Source organism: Okeania sp. SIO2C2 (assembly GCF_010692625.1).
In the GTDB taxonomy this organism is placed as follows: Bacteria; Cyanobacteriota; Cyanobacteriia; order Cyanobacteriales; family Microcoleaceae; genus Okeania; species Okeania hirsuta.
In genome coordinates this window covers 1-22,354 of record NZ_JAAHGM010000036.1, presented here as the reverse complement: position 1 = coordinate 22,354, position 22,354 = coordinate 1, and the positions used below count along the sequence as shown (strand labels likewise).

Annotated in this window: 15 protein-coding genes and 1 pseudogene; 5 read left to right on the top strand and 11 right to left on the bottom strand. The window is 34.5% G+C overall.

Features of this window, described 5'->3' with window-relative positions; all coding sequences use genetic code 11:
- Positions 1–110: 110 nt before the first annotated feature.
- On the bottom strand, positions 111–5,909 hold the full coding sequence (locus tag F6K18_RS23875) for an AAA family ATPase (protein ID WP_287524776.1): 5,799 nt from the start codon (positions 5,907–5,909) through the stop codon (positions 111–113).
- Positions 5,910–6,425: 516 nt separating this feature from the next.
- Here F6K18_RS23875 and F6K18_RS23870 point away from each other — a divergent pair.
- Positions 6,426–7,270, top strand: a protein-coding gene (locus F6K18_RS23870; RefSeq protein ID WP_287524843.1) for an IS1 family transposase whose coding sequence is annotated in 2 segments (ribosomal slippage) — positions 6,426–6,782 and positions 6,785–7,270 — 843 coding nt in all. Because the reading frame shifts where the segments join, the coding sequence is not laid out codon by codon here.
- A gap of 31 nt (positions 7,271–7,301) precedes the next feature.
- Here F6K18_RS23870 and F6K18_RS23865 read toward each other — a convergent pair.
- Complete coding sequence (locus tag F6K18_RS23865; RefSeq protein WP_287524774.1) at positions 7,302–7,988, bottom strand: hypothetical protein; 687 nt, start codon at positions 7,986–7,988, stop codon at positions 7,302–7,304.
- Between the two features lie 312 nt (positions 7,989–8,300).
- A complete protein-coding gene (locus tag F6K18_RS23860) occupies positions 8,301–9,674 on the bottom strand; it encodes a radical SAM protein (RefSeq protein WP_287524772.1) in 1,374 nt (457 codons plus the stop codon).
- Between the two features lie 261 nt (positions 9,675–9,935).
- Between F6K18_RS23860 and F6K18_RS23855 the strand changes: the two genes are divergently transcribed.
- Both F6K18_RS23855 and F6K18_RS23850 read left to right on the top strand, forming a co-directional pair.
- Entirely contained in the window at positions 9,936–10,169 is a 234-nt protein-coding gene (locus tag F6K18_RS23855; protein ID WP_287524841.1) for a response regulator, read from the top strand.
- A gap of 1,230 nt (positions 10,170–11,399) precedes the next feature.
- Entirely contained in the window at positions 11,400–12,083 is a 684-nt protein-coding gene (locus F6K18_RS23850; RefSeq protein ID WP_287279692.1) for a CADD family putative folate metabolism protein, read from the top strand.
- Between the two features lie 111 nt (positions 12,084–12,194).
- Here F6K18_RS23850 and F6K18_RS23845 read toward each other — a convergent pair whose 3' ends face one another.
- A complete protein-coding gene (locus F6K18_RS23845; protein WP_287524770.1) occupies positions 12,195–13,190 on the bottom strand; it encodes a phosphonate dehydrogenase in 996 nt (331 codons plus the stop codon).
- Between the two features lies 1 nt (position 13,191).
- Here F6K18_RS23845 and F6K18_RS23840 point away from each other — a divergent pair, with 1 nt between their 5' ends.
- Positions 13,192–13,338, top strand: a complete 147-nt coding sequence (locus F6K18_RS23840) for a hypothetical protein (protein ID WP_287524769.1) — start codon at positions 13,192–13,194, stop codon at positions 13,336–13,338.
- 327 nt (positions 13,339–13,665) lie between these two features.
- On the opposite strand, the gene phnE is transcribed toward F6K18_RS23840, so the two are convergent.
- From phnE to phnC, 3 genes are all read right to left on the bottom strand, one after another.
- Complete coding sequence (gene phnE / locus F6K18_RS23835; protein WP_287524767.1) at positions 13,666–14,472, bottom strand: phosphonate ABC transporter, permease protein PhnE; 807 nt, start codon at positions 14,470–14,472, stop codon at positions 13,666–13,668.
- Positions 14,473–14,938: 466 nt separating this feature from the next.
- Positions 14,939–15,862, bottom strand: a complete 924-nt coding sequence (gene phnD / locus F6K18_RS23830) for a phosphate/phosphite/phosphonate ABC transporter substrate-binding protein (protein ID WP_287524765.1) — start codon at positions 15,860–15,862, stop codon at positions 14,939–14,941.
- A 655-nt stretch (positions 15,863–16,517) separates the two neighbouring features.
- Positions 16,518–17,270, bottom strand: a complete 753-nt coding sequence (gene phnC, locus F6K18_RS23825; RefSeq protein ID WP_287279688.1) for a phosphonate ABC transporter ATP-binding protein — start codon at positions 17,268–17,270, stop codon at positions 16,518–16,520.
- A 1,082-nt stretch (positions 17,271–18,352) separates the two neighbouring features.
- On the opposite strand from phnC, the gene F6K18_RS23820 reads away from it, so the two are divergent.
- Positions 18,353–18,712: a class I SAM-dependent methyltransferase gene (locus tag F6K18_RS23820; RefSeq protein ID WP_287524762.1), complete on the top strand. Its 360-nt coding sequence runs from the start codon at positions 18,353–18,355 to the stop codon at positions 18,710–18,712.
- A gap of 158 nt (positions 18,713–18,870) precedes the next feature.
- Here F6K18_RS23820 and F6K18_RS23815 read toward each other — a convergent pair whose 3' ends face one another.
- The 4 genes and pseudogenes from F6K18_RS23815 to F6K18_RS23800 all read right to left on the bottom strand — a co-directional run.
- A complete protein-coding gene (locus F6K18_RS23815) occupies positions 18,871–19,005 on the bottom strand; it encodes a hypothetical protein (protein ID WP_287524760.1) in 135 nt (44 codons plus the stop codon).
- Positions 19,006–19,881: 876 nt separating this feature from the next.
- Complete coding sequence (locus F6K18_RS23810; protein ID WP_287524758.1) at positions 19,882–21,057, bottom strand: GUN4 domain-containing protein; 1,176 nt, start codon at positions 21,055–21,057, stop codon at positions 19,882–19,884.
- 105 nt (positions 21,058–21,162) lie between these two features.
- A complete protein-coding gene (locus F6K18_RS23805; RefSeq protein WP_287524756.1) occupies positions 21,163–22,203 on the bottom strand; it encodes an ATP-binding protein in 1,041 nt (346 codons plus the stop codon).
- A gap of 19 nt (positions 22,204–22,222) precedes the next feature.
- Positions 22,223–22,354 (bottom strand): annotated as a pseudogene (locus F6K18_RS23800) (IS630 family transposase); the annotation flags it as partial.

Below are 22,354 nucleotides of genomic sequence, written 5' to 3'. Positions count from 1 at the left end.
AAAGACAGAGCGAAGTTTGGGTAAGTTTAGTAGAACGGAGACCAGAATAGAATATTTCACAATTACTCCTGACTTCTGAGAACTGACTTCTGAGGACTAACTCCTGACTATTAGCTCAACTCAAGCAGATTTTTTTCAGTCCAACTGTGATTAAATATTAATTCATAAATGCGGTTATGAATTTTCAGCAAATCATTTTGCTTAATTACCAGTCCTGATAAACATAATTCTTTTTCTTCTGGAATGTTTGTTCTCATTATCTCTTTTTGCTCTAATAATTGTTGATAAATTTCGAGCATTTGTCTTCTATTTTTACTATGAAAAATACGATCGCGTATTGTTTTTAAATGTTCTGGTTCATCTTGACTTTCCCAATTTTTCAGGATTTTTTCTTGTACTAAGTTTTCTATCCACTTAGTTTCACCATTGACTGGAATTGGTATTTCTGAATTACGAATTAATTGACATAGTTTTTGAGTTAAAAAAGGCTGTCCTCCGGTCCAGTTTAATATTTCTTGGAGCATGGTTTGAGGATTACTAACTTTTTCTGTTATTCCATATAATAAAGGTTGTGCTTCATGTTTTTTGAAGCTTTCTAGTTCAATTGTTTGACCAATATTAAAAGGGGTTCTTCTAATATCAGTCATTAATTCTGAAGGAGTTGCTACCCCAAAAAAAGCAAAGGCGAGATTCTGGTATATAGATTCTGGATGAATCATTCGTTTATTGTAGCAAGAGCGTATCAGGGCAAAAAAGTCATTTACTGGAAATTTCAAGCTTAAAATTGTATCAACTTCATCAAGAAAAATGAAGACTTTTTTGATAGATTCATCGTTCTCATTATTCAGTTCAACTAATAAAATATCTTCAATAAATTGACCTAATCTTTGTACGGGAGAAATATCTAATCTGTCATTCCACCAAGTTTTTAATTTGATTAAATTAAATTTTTTCATTAAACGAAAACTGCGCAATAGATCCACTGCTAATCCTTTATACCATTGTTCTACTGTCACATTTTCACTACCAATTTGAGTTAAATCTATTGCAGCACAATGATGTCCTTCATGGTTAAGATGGTGTATCATTCTGACCATGAGACTAGATTTTCCCATTTGTCGAGCATTCAAAATATAACAAAAATCTCCTTGTTTTAAGGCTTGGTAGAGGGTGCGATCGGCTTGCCGGACTACATAAGTAGGGGCATTCATCGGCAAACTTCCACCTACTTTATAGTTAAAATTAGAGGCAGGTTTGCCAGTTTTTAGTAGTTCATTTTCAAAGATTAGTTCTGCTTGAGTTGCTTTGAGAACGTCTAAGGTTTGAGATAGTTCTTTTGTGCGTTCTTCTACTCTTTGTTCTAGGGTTTGATAAAGTCGGGAATTGTCGATGGAAATTGCTGCTTGAGCAGATAAAATATTTAATAGTTCGACTCTTTCTGAGGTGAATGTATTTGTGGTTAAATTATTTTCTAAATAAACTATTCCGCTTAATTGACTTTGATTAATTAGGGGTGTACAGAGAATTGATTTACTTTTTGTGGCGATAATATAAGGGTCATTAATAAATTGTCCTTGGTTAGCTGCGTCGTTGAGTGCAATATTTTCTTGAGTGCGAATTACATAGTTAATAATGGTAGTTGGTAATATGGGAATTGATGTTTGAGGGTCTGTAGATTCGATGGGAATTGATTGTAAAATTTTTACTTCGTCGCTGTTTATTTTTCCTTGAGCTTCTATAACCCAATTTCCTTGATGGTAGAGAATTAAAAATCCTGTTTGTGCTCCGGCATTTTCGATGGTAATTTTCATTAAGTTGTGCAGGAGATTTTCAAGCTTAATTTCACCAGAAATTGCTTGAGATGCTTTCATTACTGTGGTTAAGTCGAGAATTTCTCCATCATTACCGGAGGTAGAAATAGTTGTACTAATACCTTTTGATTTAGTTTTATTTACTACCCCTAATAAATACTGAGGATATTCCTCTTCTAATTGTTTGACTTTAGCTTTTGCTCCCCAACGGATGTAACAATGATGGGCGTTTCTGAGGTAAAGTTGACCTATTTCTTGTCTGTCAAGGGCAAGATAAAATTCTGCTGCTCGTTCGTAAGCTAAAGCTTCTTCATGGATAAATTCATATTTTTTTGCTCCTTGAATGGCGCGATCATACAGTTGTTGCGCTTGTAAAGTTTGTCCTAATATTCTGGCTTTTTCTGCTTCTACTAAATCGTATTTGTGCTGGAAATTTTCACGGCAATTCCCAGTCCACATTTTCATGCTTTCTTGATTTTTTTCTACTTGCTCTAGTAATTGTTTTTGTTTAATTGGATCTGAGTTATGATAATTAGCTAGGAAAGTAAGAGATGAATAGAAATTATGTTGAGGAGCTGGTAAATATTTGGAACAACCACCATAATTGTGTTTTTGACCTTTGATTGAATAATCAATCGCCCTATCATATTGCTTGAAAAAGTAAAGTAGAAATGTTTTGGCAACATAAGTGATAAATAACAACCATATATTTTTACTTTTATTCCAATTATCTAAATAAGATTCTTCTGCTGACAAAGAATTACCAATAAGAACAAAATGTTTCGAGTTGTTTATTAAATTGTTTACTATTTGATGACATATGTGTGTGTAATTAGTACAATACTCTATTTGAAAATCATTAATTAACTGAACATATTTTCCACTTTTTTCCCAGATAATTTCTAAGCTATATCCTCCAAATAAATTGATAAGATAATAACTAATGAAACAGGAGAAAGCCCAAATATAATCTCCCATATCCCTACCTTTCTGAAATCCATGAATGCATTGTTCTTGTGCCTCAGTATTTCTTAAATATTCTTTCCAATAACGGACGTGTCCATAATAGAGATGGATGACTAAAGGTTCTAATGAAGATATATTATATTTTTCTTGCAACTTCAGAGATAATTGTCCAAACTGATATCCTAATTCAATATCCTCGGGAGAAGAAGGTGAGAATAAAATACCGTAAACAGCATAGCTACCAGCAGCTTGAGGTGGATTACCGTATTGAATGCAGAGATTTATTATAGTTAGTATAATCAAAGATGCTAAAGGTGAACTTGTACTCACTAGAAGAGGTATCATCCGTTGTGATATTATTATAGCTGAAATTTTATAAGGATCTGTTAGTTGTGGAAGATCGACTAAATCCTGAATCTGTTTATCTTTTAAAATAAATTTTAAACGCTTATATTCTTGGTCGGTTCTTTCTTTTATTTCTTCTTCATTTTGAGGTATATCTATGTCTATTTTAGGTAATGCTAAAGCTTTGACAAAATTTTCTATTGCTTTTTGTTGGTTAAGATCGGACATATAAGACAAACTTTTGATTTGATATATCTTCACTTTGTCGAGAGTATCATAATTTTTACTTAGCAAAATGTCAGAGTAATCTTGAACTTTTTGATAATTGGCGGTTAAATAAAGAACTTCTAAAAATTCTAGATGAACTTCAAATATTAATGAATTTTGATAACTCCATTGGTGAAAATCTAAAAATTTCACCCCAGTTTCTATATACTTTAATGCCGTTTCATAAGCAGTCGATGCTTTAGCCTTTTTTCCAGCTTGAAGATTTAATTTAGCTAACTCACCTTTTTCTAATTGGTCAGTAATTAACTCCCTACCTTCGTTCAGTTGATTAACAATATCAAAAATATTGTTCTGTAACTCATCATCTTTATTCTGAGCATCTTGAACATTTTTCAGTAGCAAACGACCTACTTGTAGATGAACCTGCTTTTTTTCTGTTTCTGGTATCAAAGAATAAGCTGCTTGTTGTACTCGGTCATGTAAAAATTTGTAGGGAATATATTTCGCATATTCATCAAAAGTTTCTGAACTATTATTTGATAATTTTTCTGAATGCCAAAGCAAAGGAACTTTATAATTATTGTCTAGAGGAATTATTAAACTTTCATCTAGAGCTGACTGTATTTCTTTAGCTGTGACTGTTTGAGATTTATTATTAACGATCGCCAGAATTTCTAAATTAAATTGGTTGCCAATACAAGAAGCTAATTTGAGAACTTGTTGAGTTTTTTTATCCAAATTTTCAATTTTTCTAACCATTAAGTCAACTACATTATCGGTAATAGATACACTTTCAATTTCGTCTATATTCCATTGCCAGTAACTAGGAGATTGCTCAGGGTTAAATACTAAGAAATTTTCTTGGTATAAAGAATCAAGAAGTTGAGTCAGGAAAAATGGATTACCTCCTGTTTTTTTTGCAACTAATTCTGCTAAAGGTTTGGTGATTTCTGTGGAGCAATTTAGAGTCTCAGCGGTTAATTGATTAATATGATTAATTTTTAATGGGTCAAGGGTAATTTCATTAACTGGTACTTTCGCTTGCTTGATTTTTTCTAAAGTACATACTAGAGGGTGAGTCGAATTAACTTCATTATCTCGATATGCTCCTATTAAAAGAAAATATTGGTTGTCAGGATCTGCAATTAATTGCTCAATTAAGTTCAGAGATGGTAAATCTGCCCATTGTAAATCGTCAATAAAGATAACTAGAGGATGTTCTTTTTGACAAAATACACTCAAAAATCTTTGAAAGAATAAATTAAATCTATTTTGACTTTCGCTAGCTCCTAATTGTTCGACTTGTGGTTGTTTACCGATGATTTTTTCAACTTCGGGAATTACATCAATAATAATTTGACCGTTATTTCCTAGAGCTTCTAATAATTTATTTTTCCATGTTTGTAGGGTAGTTTCTGGTTCACTTAGCAGTTTACGGATTAATTCTTGAAATGCTTGAGAAATTGCTGAATAAGGAATATCTCTCTGGAGTTGGTCAAATTTTCCACTAATATATTTTCCTCGTTTTTTTGTGATGGGTTTATGAATTTCATTGACTAATGCTGATTTGCCTATTCCTGAATAACCAGAAATTAGAATCATTCCTGTGGTTCCCAGACTTACTTCCTCGAATGCTGTTAACAGTTGAGTAACTTCTTGTTCTCTACCATAGAGTTTTTGAGGAATCTGAAATTTCTCACAAATATCTTGAGTAGCTATTGGAAAATCTGAAATTTCTCCTAAAGTCTTTAATTGATCCAGACAGGTTTGTAGATCTGCTTTGATTCCCCAAGCACTTTGATATCTTTCTTCTGGGGTTTTTGCTAATAGTTTGTTGATGATATTAGATACAGAATTAGGAATATCGGGAATTAGTTGATGTACTGGTAATGGTTGTTGGGCAATATGACAATGAACTAATTCCATGGGGTCAGTTGTTTCAAAAGGTAGTTTATTGGTTAAAAGTTCATAGAATGTTACGCCCAGGGAATAAAAGTCGCTACGATAATCTATGCCTCGGTTCATTCTACCTGTTTGTTCTGGGGCGATATATGCTAAGGTTCCTTCTAGTTGGTTGGGGGGAACGACTGTGAGAAATTCTTGGGATAAACGGGTAGATATGCCAAAGTCAATGATTTTGAGTTCTTCTGTTTGGGGGTTATAGACAATATTTGAGGGGTTAATGTCTTTGTGGATAATATTAGCCTGATGAATTGCTGCTAAACTTTCTGTTGTTTTGATGGCGATGGTTAGAAAGTTTTCTAAGTTTAATTGACTTTGGGATAGTAGTGATTTTAGAGATTGACCGCCGAAGTCTTCTAGAAGTATTGCTAAACTATTCTCGTATCTTTGTAGGTTGTAAGCTTTTACAATAGTATCTACATTCAAGGAACGAGTAATTTCATATTCTTGTTTATAGCGGGTGAGTTCAGAAGCAGTAGGGTAGTTTTCTTTAAGTACTTTAAGAATAATAGGTTGATTATCTAGCTTGAGAATAGCTTTATAAACTAAGGAATTGGGACTTTCATAGATTTTTTTGAGAATCTCATAATCTTTCATAATCTTTATAGAAATAAGGTTTTTAGCTTGTTAGTTTTTACAGGGGTAAGTCTAGAATAAGCATTGTTATTAATTTTTGTAATTATACCTGAGAATAAATTTATATTACTGTGGTTGTCAGAACTTGGTACTTATCTTTAGATTTCTCGATTAATAACTTGTGATATCTACATACTGCAATCTTTACAAGCTGTTCTTTTTTTCTAACTCATTCAGGATTAAATCTCGTCGCAGTTGTTGAAATAAATCTCCAGAACAAATCTCTTGTAATATTTGCTGGTCATAATCTCCTAAACTTTTAATTTGTTACTCATAAAAAAAAATCCCGCATTTGCGTGAAGCGGGTAAAGTCTAACCTTGATTTCAAGATAAAGATTTAGGAATCTATCCCACTATTGTTCAAACCTTTACATTAAGCTAACTGACAAATTATGAAATGCTTAAAATTTGTATTATTGGGATAGATGGTAGTGCATCAAGAAAGTGTGGGAATGATCAGATGAATATAGTCCCTAAATCGTGGAAATAATTATGGAATGTCCTCTGTGTGGTTATCATAAACCCCATAAACACGGAAAAACCAGTAAAGGAACTCAACGATACTATTGTCCCGAATGCGGACAAACTTTCACTGAAACTTTTGACACTCTATACTATCGTCGGCAAATTGAACCAGAAAAAATGCGCATTGTTCTACAAGCTCATGTTGAGGGCAGTAGCTTAAGAGGAATTAGTCGCACAGTCAATCTAGCCTATAATACAGTAGTTAGTTTGGTTAGAGCAGCCTCTAAAAAAGGGCAAATGATTCATAATGCCCATGTACAAAATATAGAAACCTCACAAGTCAGTAGTGACGAATTTTGGTCATTTGTCCAAAAAAACAAAAACACTGTCAGATGAATGAATTGACAGAAGGTGATTGTTGGATTGGGATGACTCAAGCATCATCAAGTGGATTAATTTTGGCCACTCGTGTCGGCAAACACACTGACCAATTCATCGCAGAATTAATCGCCAACACAGAAGGGAAAACTAACTGTAAACATTGGCATACTGATGATTGGGGTGGATATGAGCGAGTTCTCCCTCCTGAAGTAAAGCACATCATTGGTAAAGACCAGACGCAGCAGTTAGAGCGAACTAACGGGATGATCAGACAGCAGATAGGTCGGTGGCATCGCCGACAGAATAAATTTGGTAAGGTCTGGGCCCAGACAGAGATAACGGTTAGGTTAGCGATCGCGTACTTCAATTGGATTTGGGTTCATAGTCGCAAAGAAAATACTGCTGCACAAAGAGCTGAGTTGGCGATCGCTCCTTGGAGTTGGAACGACCTAATTGCTTATCCCACACTTTGCTGATGCACTACCGGATAGATTCAGCTAAAAACAATTAAGAGCAGCTTGCTGGTATAAAAGGATTTGATGCAATAAATTCTCCTTTTTCTCTATTACTTATCCAATCATCCAAATCAGTGTCCTTCAGCAATACCTCTCCTAGTTGGGGACGTGGAGGATAGGGAATAGTAAGCTTCATATGGTATGAACCATGGATTTCTGGATCTTCTATTTTTCCTTGAAAAACATTAGTATCGATTATAAACAAATAACCAAATAATCCATTATTTGATTCACCTCGTTCAAAATCGTTAAATATAGGGAAAATATATTGTCCATTCTCTTCTACTATATTAGCACCAAAAACAGCTTTCAGGAAATTCCCTTCTTTACTACCATCTCCAGGCGAAGCTCTGAACAATTTCTTCAAATTATCATTTAAGTTATTATCAGTAGATTTCTGACTAAAGTCAGTGGGATGCATAAAATAATTATTTAATTTACGAGCAATATCCTGTTTCTTGGTATACTTATTACCATCAATCTCAAAAGGTTCATCTAATTCTTGATCATCATCACTCCATCGCCAAATATAAGCAATGATTTGAGAAATTTCTTTTGCTTGCTGATACATACGCAATATAGCTTCTACCGATGCTTTTGATTCTTTTGGTACAACAGACTGGTATTGATGTAATTTCTTAGCTTGATGAAAAAAATTACGACCGCCAAATCCAGGCATAAGTTCTCTCCTTTTTTTTACTTACAGAAACATATAGGATTATTCCAAACAATCTTTTTCACCATCTCCTGAGATGATTTTCATCAAAACTCTACAACTTTTCTAATAACATCAATTAACGATCCATGTGTGGATCATCTAAGGCAAAGATTAAATTGTTAGAGTCAATAAACTCAATTATTTGAGAAATATCAGGTTAAGATGGGGAAATTTTACCATATATTTTAGAATTCCCAATGTAAATTTTTGTATTCTTCATCCAACCGTCACCACATTCTAAAAGGCTCACCCGAAGTTAAGGATAAAATTTAATTAGACTTGAGAATAAATTTCTGTGACTGTAGTTGTCAGAACTTGACATTCATCTTTTTTTTCCATATTAATAACTTGTGACATCCACATATCGCAATCTTTACAAGCTGTTCTTTTTTCTAATTCATTCAATATTAAATCTCGTCGCAGTTGCTCAAATAATTCTCCAGACCAAATTTCTTGTAATGTTTGTTGATGATAATCTCCTAAACTTTCAATATCTTTATCAAAGCCTAATCTAAATAAAGTTTCTATACAATAATATATTCTGCCATCGGGCAAGACTGCCATTTCTATAAAAGGAAATAAACAAGGCCACCTGACTTGAGCTTTTTGTTGATAATATTGGAGAGATTTTTGTACTGCTTGATTAGTATTTTTGAGTCGCATATTGGTTTGTTGATATTCGGCGACATTTAAAATAAAAATACTATTTACTTTCGAGAACCAACGATTGAAAAATTGTTTTTCCTCTGCTTCTGTTACATCTTTATTTCTCACAAAGGATGTTCTGACTTCACAGGAAATTCCTAGTTTATCTCTAATTTTCAGGAAGTTAATTACATTAGATTCTACTCGGTTAAAATCTGCTCCTCTAACTTTTAAATAAGTTTCTGGAGTTGCTGCATCAATACTAATATCAATACTGGTTAATCCGGCTTTTAATAATGCTGTAGCTCTAGTCTCATCCAGTAGTTGACCATTAGTTGTCAGATGAACTTTAGGAACTCCTTGCTGTCTAGAAAGTTGAATAAAATCCACAAGTTGAGGATGAAGGAGTGGTTCTTCAACGCTGCCAATTAAAATACTAATTCCGGCTTTGCCACAGTCTTGTGCTAGCCGTTCCATCATCTGCCAAGACATCTGTTTTTTCCCTTGAAAAAAATCTGTGGTATGAGTTGGTTTTAATAGAGAACTGTGATAGGGACACATGACACATTTAAGATTACAAGTATTACCGACAATTACTCTGACATAAGAGGGGTTAATTGCTTTTCCATAATGGTTAGTAAAGTAATGTAGTTGTTCATCAATATCAATTTCAGATATTAAGGTAAAAGGAATGCGATCGTTTTTTTTACCTGTTAAGAAATCTTCAATTTGTGGCTGTAATTTATGCCAGATGTTACTGAATTGTTGGGGATATAAATAGGCTAATATCGGATAAGTGGGTAAACCTAATTCTGAGAGAATAGGCAAAGTTGGTTGAAAAACAATTATGGAATTATCTTCTTTGGCTGTAAGTAATAATTTTTCTAGGCTTTTTGGATGTAAAGGAATACTATGAGGGGGAATTTCTAGTACCCTATTTGGTATTTTCCAGTTATCATCGATTGGGGTAGTTAATAGTTTTTGAGGATCGTTGATAATCATTTTTTTGTTACTTGATTAAGATATTTTTATGGAGTCTGTTAGTATTTTAGTTATTGTTTTTCAAAAAAAATCCCGCATTTGTGATGAGGCGGGTACAGTCTATCCTAAATTTCAAGATTTTTAAAGATGTAACTAGTAACAACTTGCTGTTAGTTGTTGGAATATAAGGATTTTCCGAAAAATATGTATCCTCGTTCTCTATGAGCTATCCAATTATCCAATCTGAGAAACTGACGAAAAAAATTCAAACTAGCTGGCTTACTGGTACTGGATATCGAAATGCCTTGCTCTAGCGGAATTGAATTATGTAAAGTGCTTCGGAGTTATCCTTGCTGGTCTAGATTACCTGTGTTGTATCTCAGTGTTCATACAGGTGCAGATATGCGCGATGAAGTATTTGCCAGTGGTGCTGATGAGTTAGTTCCTAAACCTTTTGTCGGCAAACAACTTGCCGAGGGCATTCTTCATCATCTTGGTGGTCCTAATAGGACTTAGTGGTACTTAGACATTTTATGGTCTAAAAATGGCTAAGAGTCAGTTTAGGCAAGGGAATTACGTTATATCAAATCCGGTAGCATCGGTATAAAATCTTTTGAAGGTAGGAGTCAGGAGGGAAAACAGTTATAAAGATTTGGCAATGGTGAAGATAGACAATATTTTTATACCTAATTAAACGGATTTGATATCAATCCCTTAAAAAGGGCTGGAACCCTTGTTAGTTAAGGATTTATAACTTTTTGACTTAAATAGCAGTCAGCAGTCAGTGGTCAGCATTAGGACTTTTTTTTACGCCCTCGTCGGGGATTTCAACCCAAGGTCAAAAAGCTGTTAACGCAGTTCCGACCTAGGAGGCTAGCTGAAATGCTGATAGCTGATAGCTAGTTAAACTTTCTACCTGTATATATCGGTACTTTGGCAAAAAATATGTTAAAAACAGCATCAAACCCTTATATAGTCTAGGTTTTACATTTTACCAACCTTTTTCCTGATATATCTAGGTTTTCCTGCGGAATGCTACGCAAAGAGCCATTTTTAGCCAGAGCAACGTATTTCCCTTACCCCTACTAGCTTTGAAGGCATTTTCGCTGTAAAAAATATCAAAGTACCGATATTTGAAGCTATTTTATCACTCTACTTTGTGTAAGTCCCATTATTGAATCCTCATTCCTGACTTCAGCGATCGCTATTTGAAAAGTTTTAATTATCAATTTCAGCTTCTAATTTTAAATTTTTCAACTTTGTCATCAACCTCTGACAAAAAACATCAAAAAAAGCCTCAATTAGCTAACGGAGTTTCAATAGTTTCAGCTTTCCCATGATAAAATTAATAGATAATAATCCAAGGGTATTTGTGACTTAATAAGATTTTTCAGCCCAAAACCATGATTATTTCGTTGTTTTTCAAGAAATTACCTGATATTTATTCAACAAAGATTGACTAATTTTCATCAGTTGCTCTAACAAGGGTTTGACGTAGTTACAAATATGTGGTAATAGCTAAATATCTTCCAAACTATAGCACTACATCTTTTAGTGAGGACGATAAATTTTAGTTATAGCACTACGCAAATAGGTTAGGGCAATTGTAAACACTCAAACTCAATCAGGGATTACTTCTGACTTCTGACTTCTGACTTGCGCGTAGCACTATAGAGCAACATATGATAATATCCATATCTGAAACTATTAATTTACTAAATAAGTATGTTGCTTCAAAATACACAAATGACTGCACAAGATTTCCTTGCACAACTTGATGAGATTATTGAAAAACAACATTTACTTAAGCATTCTTTCTACCAAATGTGGAATGAAGGAAAACTTTCTCTAGAAATGTTGCAAGAGTATGCTCAAGAATATTATCTACAAGTTCATTATTTCCCCACTTATGTTAGTGCTACTCATGCAGCTTGTGATGATTTAGAAACTCGTAAAATGCTCTTGGAAAATCTCATGGAAGAGGAAATGGGAGCAGCAAATCATCCGGAATTATGGTTACGTTTTGCGGAAGGTTTGGGTGTAAAACGAGAGGCAGTTAAGAATAGGCAACATTTAGCAAAAACCAAGGAATCTGTAAGTATTCTCAAAGAGTTATCCCGCAGTGAAAATCCGGCAAAAGGTTTAGCTGCTCTTTATGCTTATGAGTCTCAAATTCCGGAAGTAGCTACTACTAAAATTGCTGGTTTGAAAGAATTTTATGGCATTAATTCTGAAGCAGCTTTAGCCTTTTTTCAAGTACATGAAAAAGCTGATGAAATTCACAGCCAAGTTACAAGAGAAGCATTAGTAAAAATGTGCGAAACTGATGTTGAAAAACAGGAAGCATTATCAGCAGCAGCTAAGGCAGTAGATGCTTTAAATTTATTGCTTGATGGTGTTTATGAAGAATATTGTCAAGCTGTAAATTAACTAAATTTACAATCATAAAGTTTTAAATAATTAGGTTACTGATGAGAGACTAGGGGTTTTGCATATCTGCCTCTAGTCTTTTGAATAGTAATTATTCAAATTGATTCTATATTATAGCTTATTAATTGCTCCTTGAGGCATATTTCCTGATAAAACTTGAATAATATTTTTAGCTGCTTCAAGAGCAATATCATGGCGAATTTCATCAACAGCGGAACCTATATGAGGTGTAAAAAAAGTCTGATTTTTCTCGGTTATTAATGTCTCACAAATGTCTTGAGGACGATGAGGAATTGCCCAATCTTCCATCTCAAATACATCAGCAGCATATCCAGCTAAATGTCCTGATTGAATTGCTGAGGCGATCGCTTTCTCATCTACAACTGACCCCCGACAAGGATTAATTAGGAAACTATTTGCTTTCATCTTCGCTAAGGTATCTTGATTAATCAGATGATAGGTATTAGGAATTAAGGGTACCATTAACACTACATAATCACTATTTTTTAAGAGTTCTAATAAAGACACTCTAGAGATTTTCCAGACAGTTTCTTGTTCTACAGATAAAGGAATAGGATCGCTGTAGAGTAAATTCATTTCAAATCCTACTAATCTTTGAGCTAAAGCTTTTCCTAATTTTCCCATTCCCACAATTCCTAGAGTTTGATTTAATAACCCCCTACTATAAAGTTGTGGTTTCCATCCTTGAAAATTACCATCACGAATTAGGCGATCGCCTTCTAACATTCGACGACCTAATCCAATTAGTAAACCAATGGTTAATTCTGCTGTGGATGCTGCTAATAAATCGGGAACAATAGTGAACCAAATACCTCGTTTTGTACAAGCATTTATATCAAAATTATCATAACCTCTTAAAGCTCCTGCAATAACTTTTAATTGGGGACAAGCATCTAAAAAACTCGATTCAATATAGTCAGGCATAAATACCATTAAACCTTCAGCTTCTTTAGTTCGTTTGATAATTTCTTCACGAGATAATGTGTCTTGAGTTTGATTGAGAATAACATCACAACTTTGACTCAAATAATCAATAACTTCAGGATGAATCCAATGGGTAATAACAACTTTAGGTTTTTTATTCATAATGAGGAAGGAAGAAGGAAGAAGGAGGAAGGAAGAGGGAAGAAGGAAGAATGAGGAAGGAAGAAGGAAGAGGGAAGAAGGAAGAAGGAGGAAGGAAGAGGGAAGAAGGAAGAAGGAGGAAGGAAAAAGGAAGAAGGTTGATTTTTAATAGTAAACATCAAAAACCGAGTTTCTGGCTTCGCCAGCGTAATACCACATTAAAAAAAAATGCTACAAAAAGATAGCTGCTCTAATTAATTTTAGATAGTTATATCTATCGTTTGGGTGCATCTCAATGCAAGAATAAAGCCAAAAATTTATAGTTTTTAGGCAACAGGCAACAGGGAATAGAGAATAGGGAATATATAGAAAAAAAGTATTTTTGCAAATATGAGATGCACCCTATAGTTTTTCCCTTTTTTTCAATATTTACTCCTTCTTCCTTCTTCTTTGTTCCCTCTTCCTTCTTCCTTCTTCCTTCTTTCTTTGACTAGAATTAAATAAATTTTTGACGTAAATAATTACTTAAACTATCAACTAAAGTAACCATTATTAACACAACCAATAAAAGTGCAGAAACTTCCTCATATTTAAGTAAACGTAAGGCTCCAATAATTTCAAATCCAATGCCACCAGCTCCCACAGCTCCTAATACCATTGAGGCTCGAAAATTGTATTCCCAACGGTAAAAAGTCACGTCAGCGATTTGAGGAAAAATTTGAGGAAAAATACTATGAAAAATAATTTGTAAATGATTAGCACCCGCAGATTTTGCAGCTTCTATAGGAGAATTATCCGTATGTTCTATAGCCTCAGCAAAGAATTTTCCCACCATACCAATTGAATGAAATCCTAATGCTAATACCCCAGGAAGTGTGCCAAATCCAACTGCTGCCACAAACAGAATTCCTAGAATTAATTCAGGAATTGCCCTCGCTATGTTCAGAATCATTCTTGACAGGAAATAAACAAAAGGATGAGGTGTAGTATTACGAGCAGCTCCTAAAGAAATGGGAAGAGAAAGAGCAATAGCCATACCTGTACCAGCAATACTCATAGCAATAGTATCAACTAAAGGTTTAATCCAGTCTAGAGCACGACTAAAATCTGGCGGGAACATTTCTCCAACCATCCCAATTAAATCAGGAACTCCCTCAGATAATCGTTGTCCATCCAATAATCCCACACTCCCAAAACTCACTAAAATAATGCCTAACAAAGTCAATGTTTTAGTCAAAGAAATATACCAACTTCTTTGTTGTTGACGGAGCAAACTATCAAATTTATTAGGAGTAACTGTCATATATCTCAAAGATAATTTTTACAAGAAAATCGACTAATTTTTTGTAAGCATTTCCTGCGGACTGCTGCGCAAACAGCTATTAGCAGTCAGGTCTCAGCTCTTGAATTTTTTTCATAAATGAAGCAAGCTTTTCGTTTAACTTATGCTACATTTTTAACTATAGAGTTGAAACACAATAATGACTAACTTAAGTTGTTAACTCATACAATTGTGTAGCGAGAAATTTGAGATGTGTTTCGGAAGCTAATAGCTAATAGACATCTCCAGAAAATAAATAAACCTTTTAATTAGAGCAGGCTAAGGATACGAAAAATTCACCCTAAAAAATTCTTTTTCGTGCCTTCGCGCGTAAAAATATCTTACCTGTTGCCTGTTGCCTGTTGCCTGTTGCCTACTCCTCCAAAAAATCTATATCTTTTTCACCAGAGGTCTAATAGCTAATAACTGAATACTTCTGTTTAGTCTATTATTTACTCAATTCAGCAAAATCAAGATCTAGTAGTTTTCCTAAGTCTCTCACCACATTATAATCTTCATCTGTAATTGATTGAAATCCATCTGCTTTAAATGGTTTTAGTATCGCTTCATCTTCTAATTCGAAAAATGCCTGTTGAATTTGTGCTTTAAGTTCAGGTTCTAAATCAGAACGCATTGTCCAAGGATATTGAGGAAAAGGTTTAGATTCAGCAATAATAATTACCTTACTTTTATCAATTGTTCCCCTCTCAACTAAGGCAGTGAAAATGGGTTTGCTCAACCCTCCCGCTTGTGCTTTTCCATTAGCAACAGCAACAGCAACAGCATCATGGGCACCCGCAAAAACTTCTTCATAATTTTCCCCAGCTTTTAATCCTTTTTCCATTAACATTGACTTGGGAATTAAGTGACTAGAAGTAGAAGCTTGATCGCCGTATGCCATGACTTTTCCTTCTATTTTTTCATAGGAATCAATTCCTGATTCTGCATTACCAATAACTAGAGCTTGATAAGTGGTTTTTCCATCTTTTTCTAAAGCAGCAAAGGGTTCAATATTACTTTTAGTTTTCGCTAAAACGTAAGATAATGGACCAAAATAGGCTAAATCTAAAGGTCCTTTGCTAGCCACTTCAATCATAGAAGAATAATCAGTGCTGACAAATAATTCAATATCTTTACTTAGTTTATTTTCTAAATAAGTCTCTAGTCCTTGATTATTTTGAATGACAGTAGCTGCAGATTCATCTGGTAATAAAGCAACAACTAATTTCTCAGGGTTAGCTTTTGTATCTGCTTGTGTAGGCTGATTTTCTGTACTTGATGTGTGAGTATTAGAATTACTACAACTAACTAAACCTAACCAAGCCAAAAAAACCACTATCAAAAAATTTTTTTTGAGGATTAAACTTAACATAATCTTTCTTGACTAAACAATTAATGAGTAAGCATTCAGCTATCAGCTATCAGCCATCAGCTATGAATTATACCATTTATCAAAAACTTTTCTGCATTTTGTTGAGCAGGGAAGTAGAGGAGTGGGGGAGTGAGGGATAACTAAACATAAGAATAATTAACATTAACTTAGCTTAAATTAGCAAAAAATAATTTTGCTTGTTCTGATTAATTGACAACTGAAGTTCTACAAAAGTATAGCAATACTTTTGGGAATTGGTATTATTAATTCATACTGTTTGGAAGGAATAATTAGTCTCCAATCCAAGAATAATTAAAAATCACCATCTGACTACTAATAGCTGAATACTTACATTAATGAAATTATAAATCTTGTCTCTCAAAAGTCAATCCCCTTTTTTTCTAATGTGTTATACATAACATTTATGCAGTTTTACTTAAAGGTAGAGTTTGATATATAGCAATTAGGAATCAGATGTGAGAATTGAGGTTTTCCTTTAAAGCATAGAATATAACAGTTTTATTATTATATTCGTTTTTTCCCTATTCCCTATTCCCTATTCCCTAAAGCAAAAGTCTCCAATATCTCACAACTAAAATCATATTGCTATATAGCAATTCCCAAAGTTATGAGGTAGAGTTGTTTTTCTTCTTTTCTATTCCCTATTCCCTGTTCCCTGTTCCCTTTGATAAATTTCTTCAAGTTGTTGGTTTTTAATCTCTGAAGGACTACCATCAAAGAGAATAGTCCCCTTACCTAATCCAATAATACGATCGGCATATTCTAAAGCTAAATCAACTTGGTGTAAACTAACTAAAGCTCCAATTCCATCTTCCTGACAAATCTTTCGTAAATTGGATAAAACTTGATGAGAACTGGCAGGGTCTAAACTAGCGATCGGTTCATCAGCTAAGAGAAATTTAGGTTTTTGGGCCAAAGCACGAGCAATTCCTACTCGTTGTTGTTGTCCTCCACTTAAAGCTTTCACAGGTGTTAAAGCTTTGTCTAATAAACCTACTCTTTCTAGACAGTTTAAGGCAATATATTGATCTTTTTTAGGAAGAGGGAATAAACTTCTCAGGGTAGAATGATAAGCTAAACGACCTACTAGAACATTTTTCAGAGCTGTTTGTCGAGGAATTAATTGATGTTGTTGAAAAATCATTCCTGTCCTTTGACGATGTTTTTGTAATATTTTGGGGTGATGTAAATTACTGTTACCTTCAGTAATGACTTGACCACTTGTAGGATGAGTAAGAAAGTTTATACAGCGTAAGAGGGTAGATTTTCCCGCCCCAGAAGACCCTAAAATTACCGTGAATTCTCCTTGAGTAAATTCAACAGAAATGTTCTGTAAAGCTATTGTGCCATCTTGGTAAGTTACCCCCAGATTATTCAGAGAAATCATAATGTTTGATTAGTTAAATGATTAATTAATTTTTCCTAGAGTTTACTTTTTATATCAATATTTGGTCAAGTATATAGCAATTCCCAAAAAGCGTGAGGTACAAAATTCCTTGGTTTTAGGGAGTAGGGAGTATTCAACAATTAATAATTAATAATTACCTCTCCTTGAAAAGAAAAGGATTGACTAATCATGAAATTTTTTTCTTGTTTCTCCTTTAAAGGAGAGGCTTTAAACCTTAATTATTCGGTAATTCTGGTTTTGTAGGAATCGATAAATAAGAAAAAAAACTGTACCTCATTAGCTTGGGAAACGCTATATTTTGTGAAATTTTTGTCTAAATATCCCCAAGTTAAGTATCTATATTAAACTTCTCCATAAAATAGGGAGTAGGAATAAATAATTGATGTATCTAGTGTCGCTACGCGGAAGTTAAAAGTTAAAAGTCAAAAGTATTGATATATTGAAAAAGTTTAGGCAAGCTATAACCTTCAAAAATTGATGAAAAAATAAACCTCAGTATTTCAAGGTTATAGCTTTAACTGGAGGTATACCAATTTGATAAATGTTTGCTACAAATAGCTAGGGGAATTTTTTAGGTGTCAACCCACCCCTAACCCCTCCCAGGAGGGGAAGTCAGGAGTCAGAATGAATAGCTTCGATACCATTTATTAGTTAAAAACTTATCTTATTAGTCAAACAGACATCTCCTTTCAACAATTAATAATTAATAATTACCTCTCCTTTCAACAATTAATAATTAATAATTACCTCTCCTTGAAAAGAAGAGAATTGACGCAAAAGGGAAAATTTTTTCTTCTTTTGGTCGATTGGATATGGCGAGGAAACCCGCTCTTGACAGAGCCGCTCCGCTGTTAGCGTTTGCGGTAGCATTCCGGAACGGAAAGCTTTGCGGTAGCAAACGCCATCCCACCCTTCGGGAAGCTGCGCTAACGACCGCTTTTTTCTCCTTTAAAGGAGAGGTTTTAAACCTTAATTATTCGGTAAAATATTTTGACTGCCCTTATTATTCGTAATATTCTTTTTTCAAATTTATAGTACTAATAACTGATAACTGAAATAACATGAACGAAATTAAAATTCAAAGGCAATACGATGAACTTGCTAATATTTACGATTTACGCTGGCGTAATTATATAATTAATACTCTTACCTTTCTACATAACTGGCAGGAAATTGAGCCACAAGCAAGTATTTTAGATGTTGCTTGTGGCACTGGGGAATTTGAAAGACTTTTGCTTAACAAAAATCCAAAACAAGAAATTATAGGAGTTGATATATCTGAAAATATGTTAAATGTAGCTAGGAAAAAATATCAGGCTTATTCTAACGTTAAGTTTCAACAAGCATCTGTTCATTCATTGCCATTTAACAGTCATTCTTTTGATGTAGTTGTATGTACTAATTCCTCATTGGTGATGTAATAACATTCATCTGGTTCAACTCCTTTTTGCAAATCTTTTCGACTTAATGTTGTCGAACCAAGACTTGATATTTCTAATCCTAATACTTCTGTAGTTGTTTGTACCAGTCGTCCTAAAAAACCTTTATTAATTTCATATTCTGGTAAGGGAGTTATAATTTATAATGTACCTTGGTTGTAGGTCAATTTTTTACTAGGATTTTCTGCTAAATCTAACAATAATGCTTGATAGGTTTCCCATATAATTCCGATTAATAGAGTTGAATTTTCTGGTTTTAATAATGTTTTAGTCATGGTAATTTCAGTTAGGGGAGCCTTCAAAGTCCCCCTTTCAAAGGGGGATTTAGGGGGATTTTAAATTTGCTTCGTAACTATGGGAATTGCTGCTGCTCAGTTGTCAGATATTCAAATTAATTAATTTTACCTTCAGTTTGTAGGTTGGGTTCCTGATTTTAGATGAGGGTTTGGTTTCCAAACCCCTACGGTAATGTTTTCTGATTTTTTCACGCTATGAGGGGTTAAACCCCTAACTGCAACGTTATAGTTTTTGTAGGTTGGGTTCCTGATTTTAGATGAGGGTTTGGTTTCCAAACCCCTACGGTAATGTTTTCTGATTTTTTCACGCTATGAGGGGTTAAACCCCTAACTGCAACGTTATAGTTTTTGTAGGTTGGGTTCCTGATTTTAGATGAGGGTTTGGTTTCCAAACCCCTACGGTAATGTTTTCTGATTTTTTGGCGCTATGAGGGATTAAACCCCTAACTGCAACGTTATAGTTTTTGTAGGTTGGGTTGAGGTAACGTTTTCGGCTAAGAGCCGACATTAAACGCTGCGCGACATGAAAAGCGAAGCTGATCCGCAGGATAAACCCAACTCTAACTACCTGTTTGGAATTTGCTATTATTTGTTGGGTTTCACTGAGTTCTACCCAACCCTATTACAAATTAATTAATGTCACTTATCGCTACATTTATCAAAGGAAACTCTAGGAGGTTGAATAGAAAAGTAGAAGTACCTCACAACAAGAGGTGGCAATGCAATTTTTTAATACTGATAACTGGTAGATAGAGCGATCGCCAATAAATGGATTATAAAAAACTGATAACTGATAACTGAACTGTGCCAGGTATCAAAAATGCTGAAATAAAGAAAATTCCTAAAATTGAGTTCCTAAAAGTTTTTTCTATTGACGGCTGAAACGCTTATATGTTTAAAGTCTACAAGTCTCTGTGCGAGCAACACCCACACCCCACTCTCAGGTACCACCCACACCTCACTGCAAACGCCTGCTATGTCTGAAGGCAAAGTCCCCACACAATGCGTATCTAAGCGATAAGTTAGGTCATCCCAATACAACCATTCTCCTCCTTGACGCCATCCAACTTCGTTACCGAACGCTTCCCATACTTCCTCATCATACTTTTTCCTACCACCCACACTCTGATAAATTTTCTTGTGGACAGAAAAGCCAAACTTACCATCACTATATTTTACCCAAAGTTGGTCTATTTCTCTCAGTATTGAAAGTGGAATCTCGTCATAAATATTATGTTTTTCAATATCCTTGAATGCCATTACTTGATAAAAAATAAATAAAGTCTCCTCATCAGCTTTTCTCCATTCACCTTGACACATATATTCTTCTAGTTGGACACACAAACTATCCTCTGGTAGTTCAGTTTTGTTTTGCCTAAGTTCAGACTCAAAAGTTTTATCAGCTTCATGACGTTCTCCTGACTCAAGCATTTGAGAAAACCCTTGTCGAAATCTCTCAGGATTTTTTTTATTGGCAAACTTTAACCGGAAAATCTCACGCCATTTTTCCTCGCTTTCATTGTATCTCGTATCCCACAACTCAAATAACTTTTCAGAACCTTTTTCATACAAAGAATAAACTTCAGGCACTTCTGGCAATTTAATACTCGAAATAATACGAAGTAAAATCCGCGAAACTCGATAAAGACGCTCAGATTCTTCTACTTCCGAACTAACTTCTATCAAACCTAAATCAATACTTCTATTCAGTTGTTCTTGAGCACCATAAATAGACTCACAAACCGCCTCTAAAGCTGACATCGGTACAGGAATTTCAAACACCAAACAATGACTCAATACCCGCACAATTTTTTTATCAATTTGTGCATAAAGTTCAGACCAAATAATTTTCCCTTGCCAATCTTCAGAACTACATTCAAGCTGACTTAACTTCCCCTCAATATCCTCACAAACAAGTACCTCATTATCCAACCATTCCAATAAACGAGCATTTCCGTCGGCAAGTTTTAACGCTCTTTCGATTAACTTTTTATCAACTTTTCCAGAATTAAAATTCTCTAGACGTTTCAATTTTTTATCTAAGTCAGCTTCGCGAAGTGGCTTGAATCCTTGTACCCAAAACTCACTTAATAATTCATCATTTTGAAAGTTATAACGACAAGTAATAATAAATTTTTACCTCGCACCTATTTCTTGAATAGCCCAAACCAAAGCATTTAAAACTTCTGCTGCTTCAGGTTTTAAAACATATCCCCTTTCACGAAGTTCGAGATTCCATTCAAAGTCATCAAAGAGGAAAAGAAAAGGTTTTTCTCCAGCTTCAATCAAATTTTCAAACAAATCTCGCAACCTATATTTAAGTTCATTTTGATTATTTTTTAAAGCAAAACGTAGGTCAGGATCTCTCAATTTATCTGCCAATTTTTCCACAAAATTAGAATTATCAATTTGTCGCCACCAGAAAACCTTTTCATATTCCGATAAACGTTCCCAAAGTCGAGAAGCAATAGTACTTTTTCCCAAACCTCCCATACCATGAATTAATACTCCCAACTTATCATCTAACTTAAAAGCACGGAGACAATTTTGTAACTGACGACGACGACCAACAAAATCTTCACGAGTGGCAACCCTAAGTTTACCTTCTGGGTCTCTAAATTCAATAGTTTTCTGGTAACGGGGTGCAGGTTTGCGACCTCGCTCTCTCAAACGAGTTACCAACGCTCCCGGTAAACTACCCGCTACATAAAGTCGTAATTTATGCCAATCTCTCGCATTAACCTTAATTAATTCCTGGTAAGTTTCCCCTAATGCTTCCGTTACTCCCTTACCAGAAGACAACCCCTGATATAATTTTGCTGCTGCTGTTGTTGCGTCTGTATCTAATACCCGATCGCCCCATCCTAAAACTGCTGTTGCACCTTGACTTAATAAAGATTCTGCCATTGATGGAATATTTTCCTCCGGTGAATATCCACTCCGACAACTGCACAGAAAAATTAGTTTAGGATGCTGAAATTGTAATTCTGTGGCAATATCTTCCGCACTACTATATTCTGCTTCTCCATATTCTGTCTCAGTAATAAAGCAAGGTTTGTTATTCCGAAATGTTGCATGACCTGTGAGATGAATGACATCAAAAAAATTCTTTTCATAGCTTTTCACTAGATAACCTAACTCAGTCAAACAACCACTTTCTTCTACTTCTAAAAACAAAGGTGTTCTTTTAGTTGCCTCTAACTAAACATTGTTTAGTTAAAATACTCAATTCAATCTCTGCCACATTTAACCAACTGCCATTACGGGGAGTATGATAGATTTCTAGGCATCTAGCTAGAGGGTGGGCTTCGGGAGCCGGAAAGGCTTC

What these genes read in the sequence shown, in the direction of transcription:
- F6K18_RS23820 (WP_287524762.1), top strand. Translation starts at nt 18,353, where the DNA reads ATGAACGAAATTAAAATTCAAAGGCAATACGATGAACTTGCTAATATT.
- F6K18_RS23860 (WP_287524772.1), bottom strand. Translation starts at nt 9,674, where the DNA reads ATGATTATCAACGATCCTCAAAAACTATTAACTACCCCAATCGATGAT.
- phnC (WP_287279688.1), bottom strand. Translation starts at nt 17,270, where the DNA reads ATGATTTCTCTGAATAATCTGGGGGTAACTTACCAAGATGGCACAATA.
- phnE (WP_287524767.1), bottom strand. Translation starts at nt 14,472, where the DNA reads ATGACAGTTACTCCTAATAAATTTGATAGTTTGCTCCGTCAACAACAA.
- F6K18_RS23840 (WP_287524769.1), top strand. Translation starts at nt 13,192, where the DNA reads ATGAGGAAGGAAGAAGGAAGAAGGAGGAAGGAAGAGGGAAGAAGGAAG.
- F6K18_RS23865 (WP_287524774.1), bottom strand. Translation starts at nt 7,988, where the DNA reads ATGCCTGGATTTGGCGGTCGTAATTTTTTTCATCAAGCTAAGAAATTA.
- F6K18_RS23845 (WP_287524770.1), bottom strand. Translation starts at nt 13,190, where the DNA reads ATGAATAAAAAACCTAAAGTTGTTATTACCCATTGGATTCATCCTGAA.
- phnD (WP_287524765.1), bottom strand. Translation starts at nt 15,862, where the DNA reads ATGTTAAGTTTAATCCTCAAAAAAAATTTTTTGATAGTGGTTTTTTTG.
- F6K18_RS23875 (WP_287524776.1), bottom strand. Translation starts at nt 5,909, where the DNA reads ATGAAAGATTATGAGATTCTCAAAAAAATCTATGAAAGTCCCAATTCC.
- F6K18_RS23850 (WP_287279692.1), top strand. Translation starts at nt 11,400, where the DNA reads ATGACTGCACAAGATTTCCTTGCACAACTTGATGAGATTATTGAAAAA.
- F6K18_RS23815 (WP_287524760.1), bottom strand. Translation starts at nt 19,005, where the DNA reads ATGACTAAAACATTATTAAAACCAGAAAATTCAACTCTATTAATCGGA.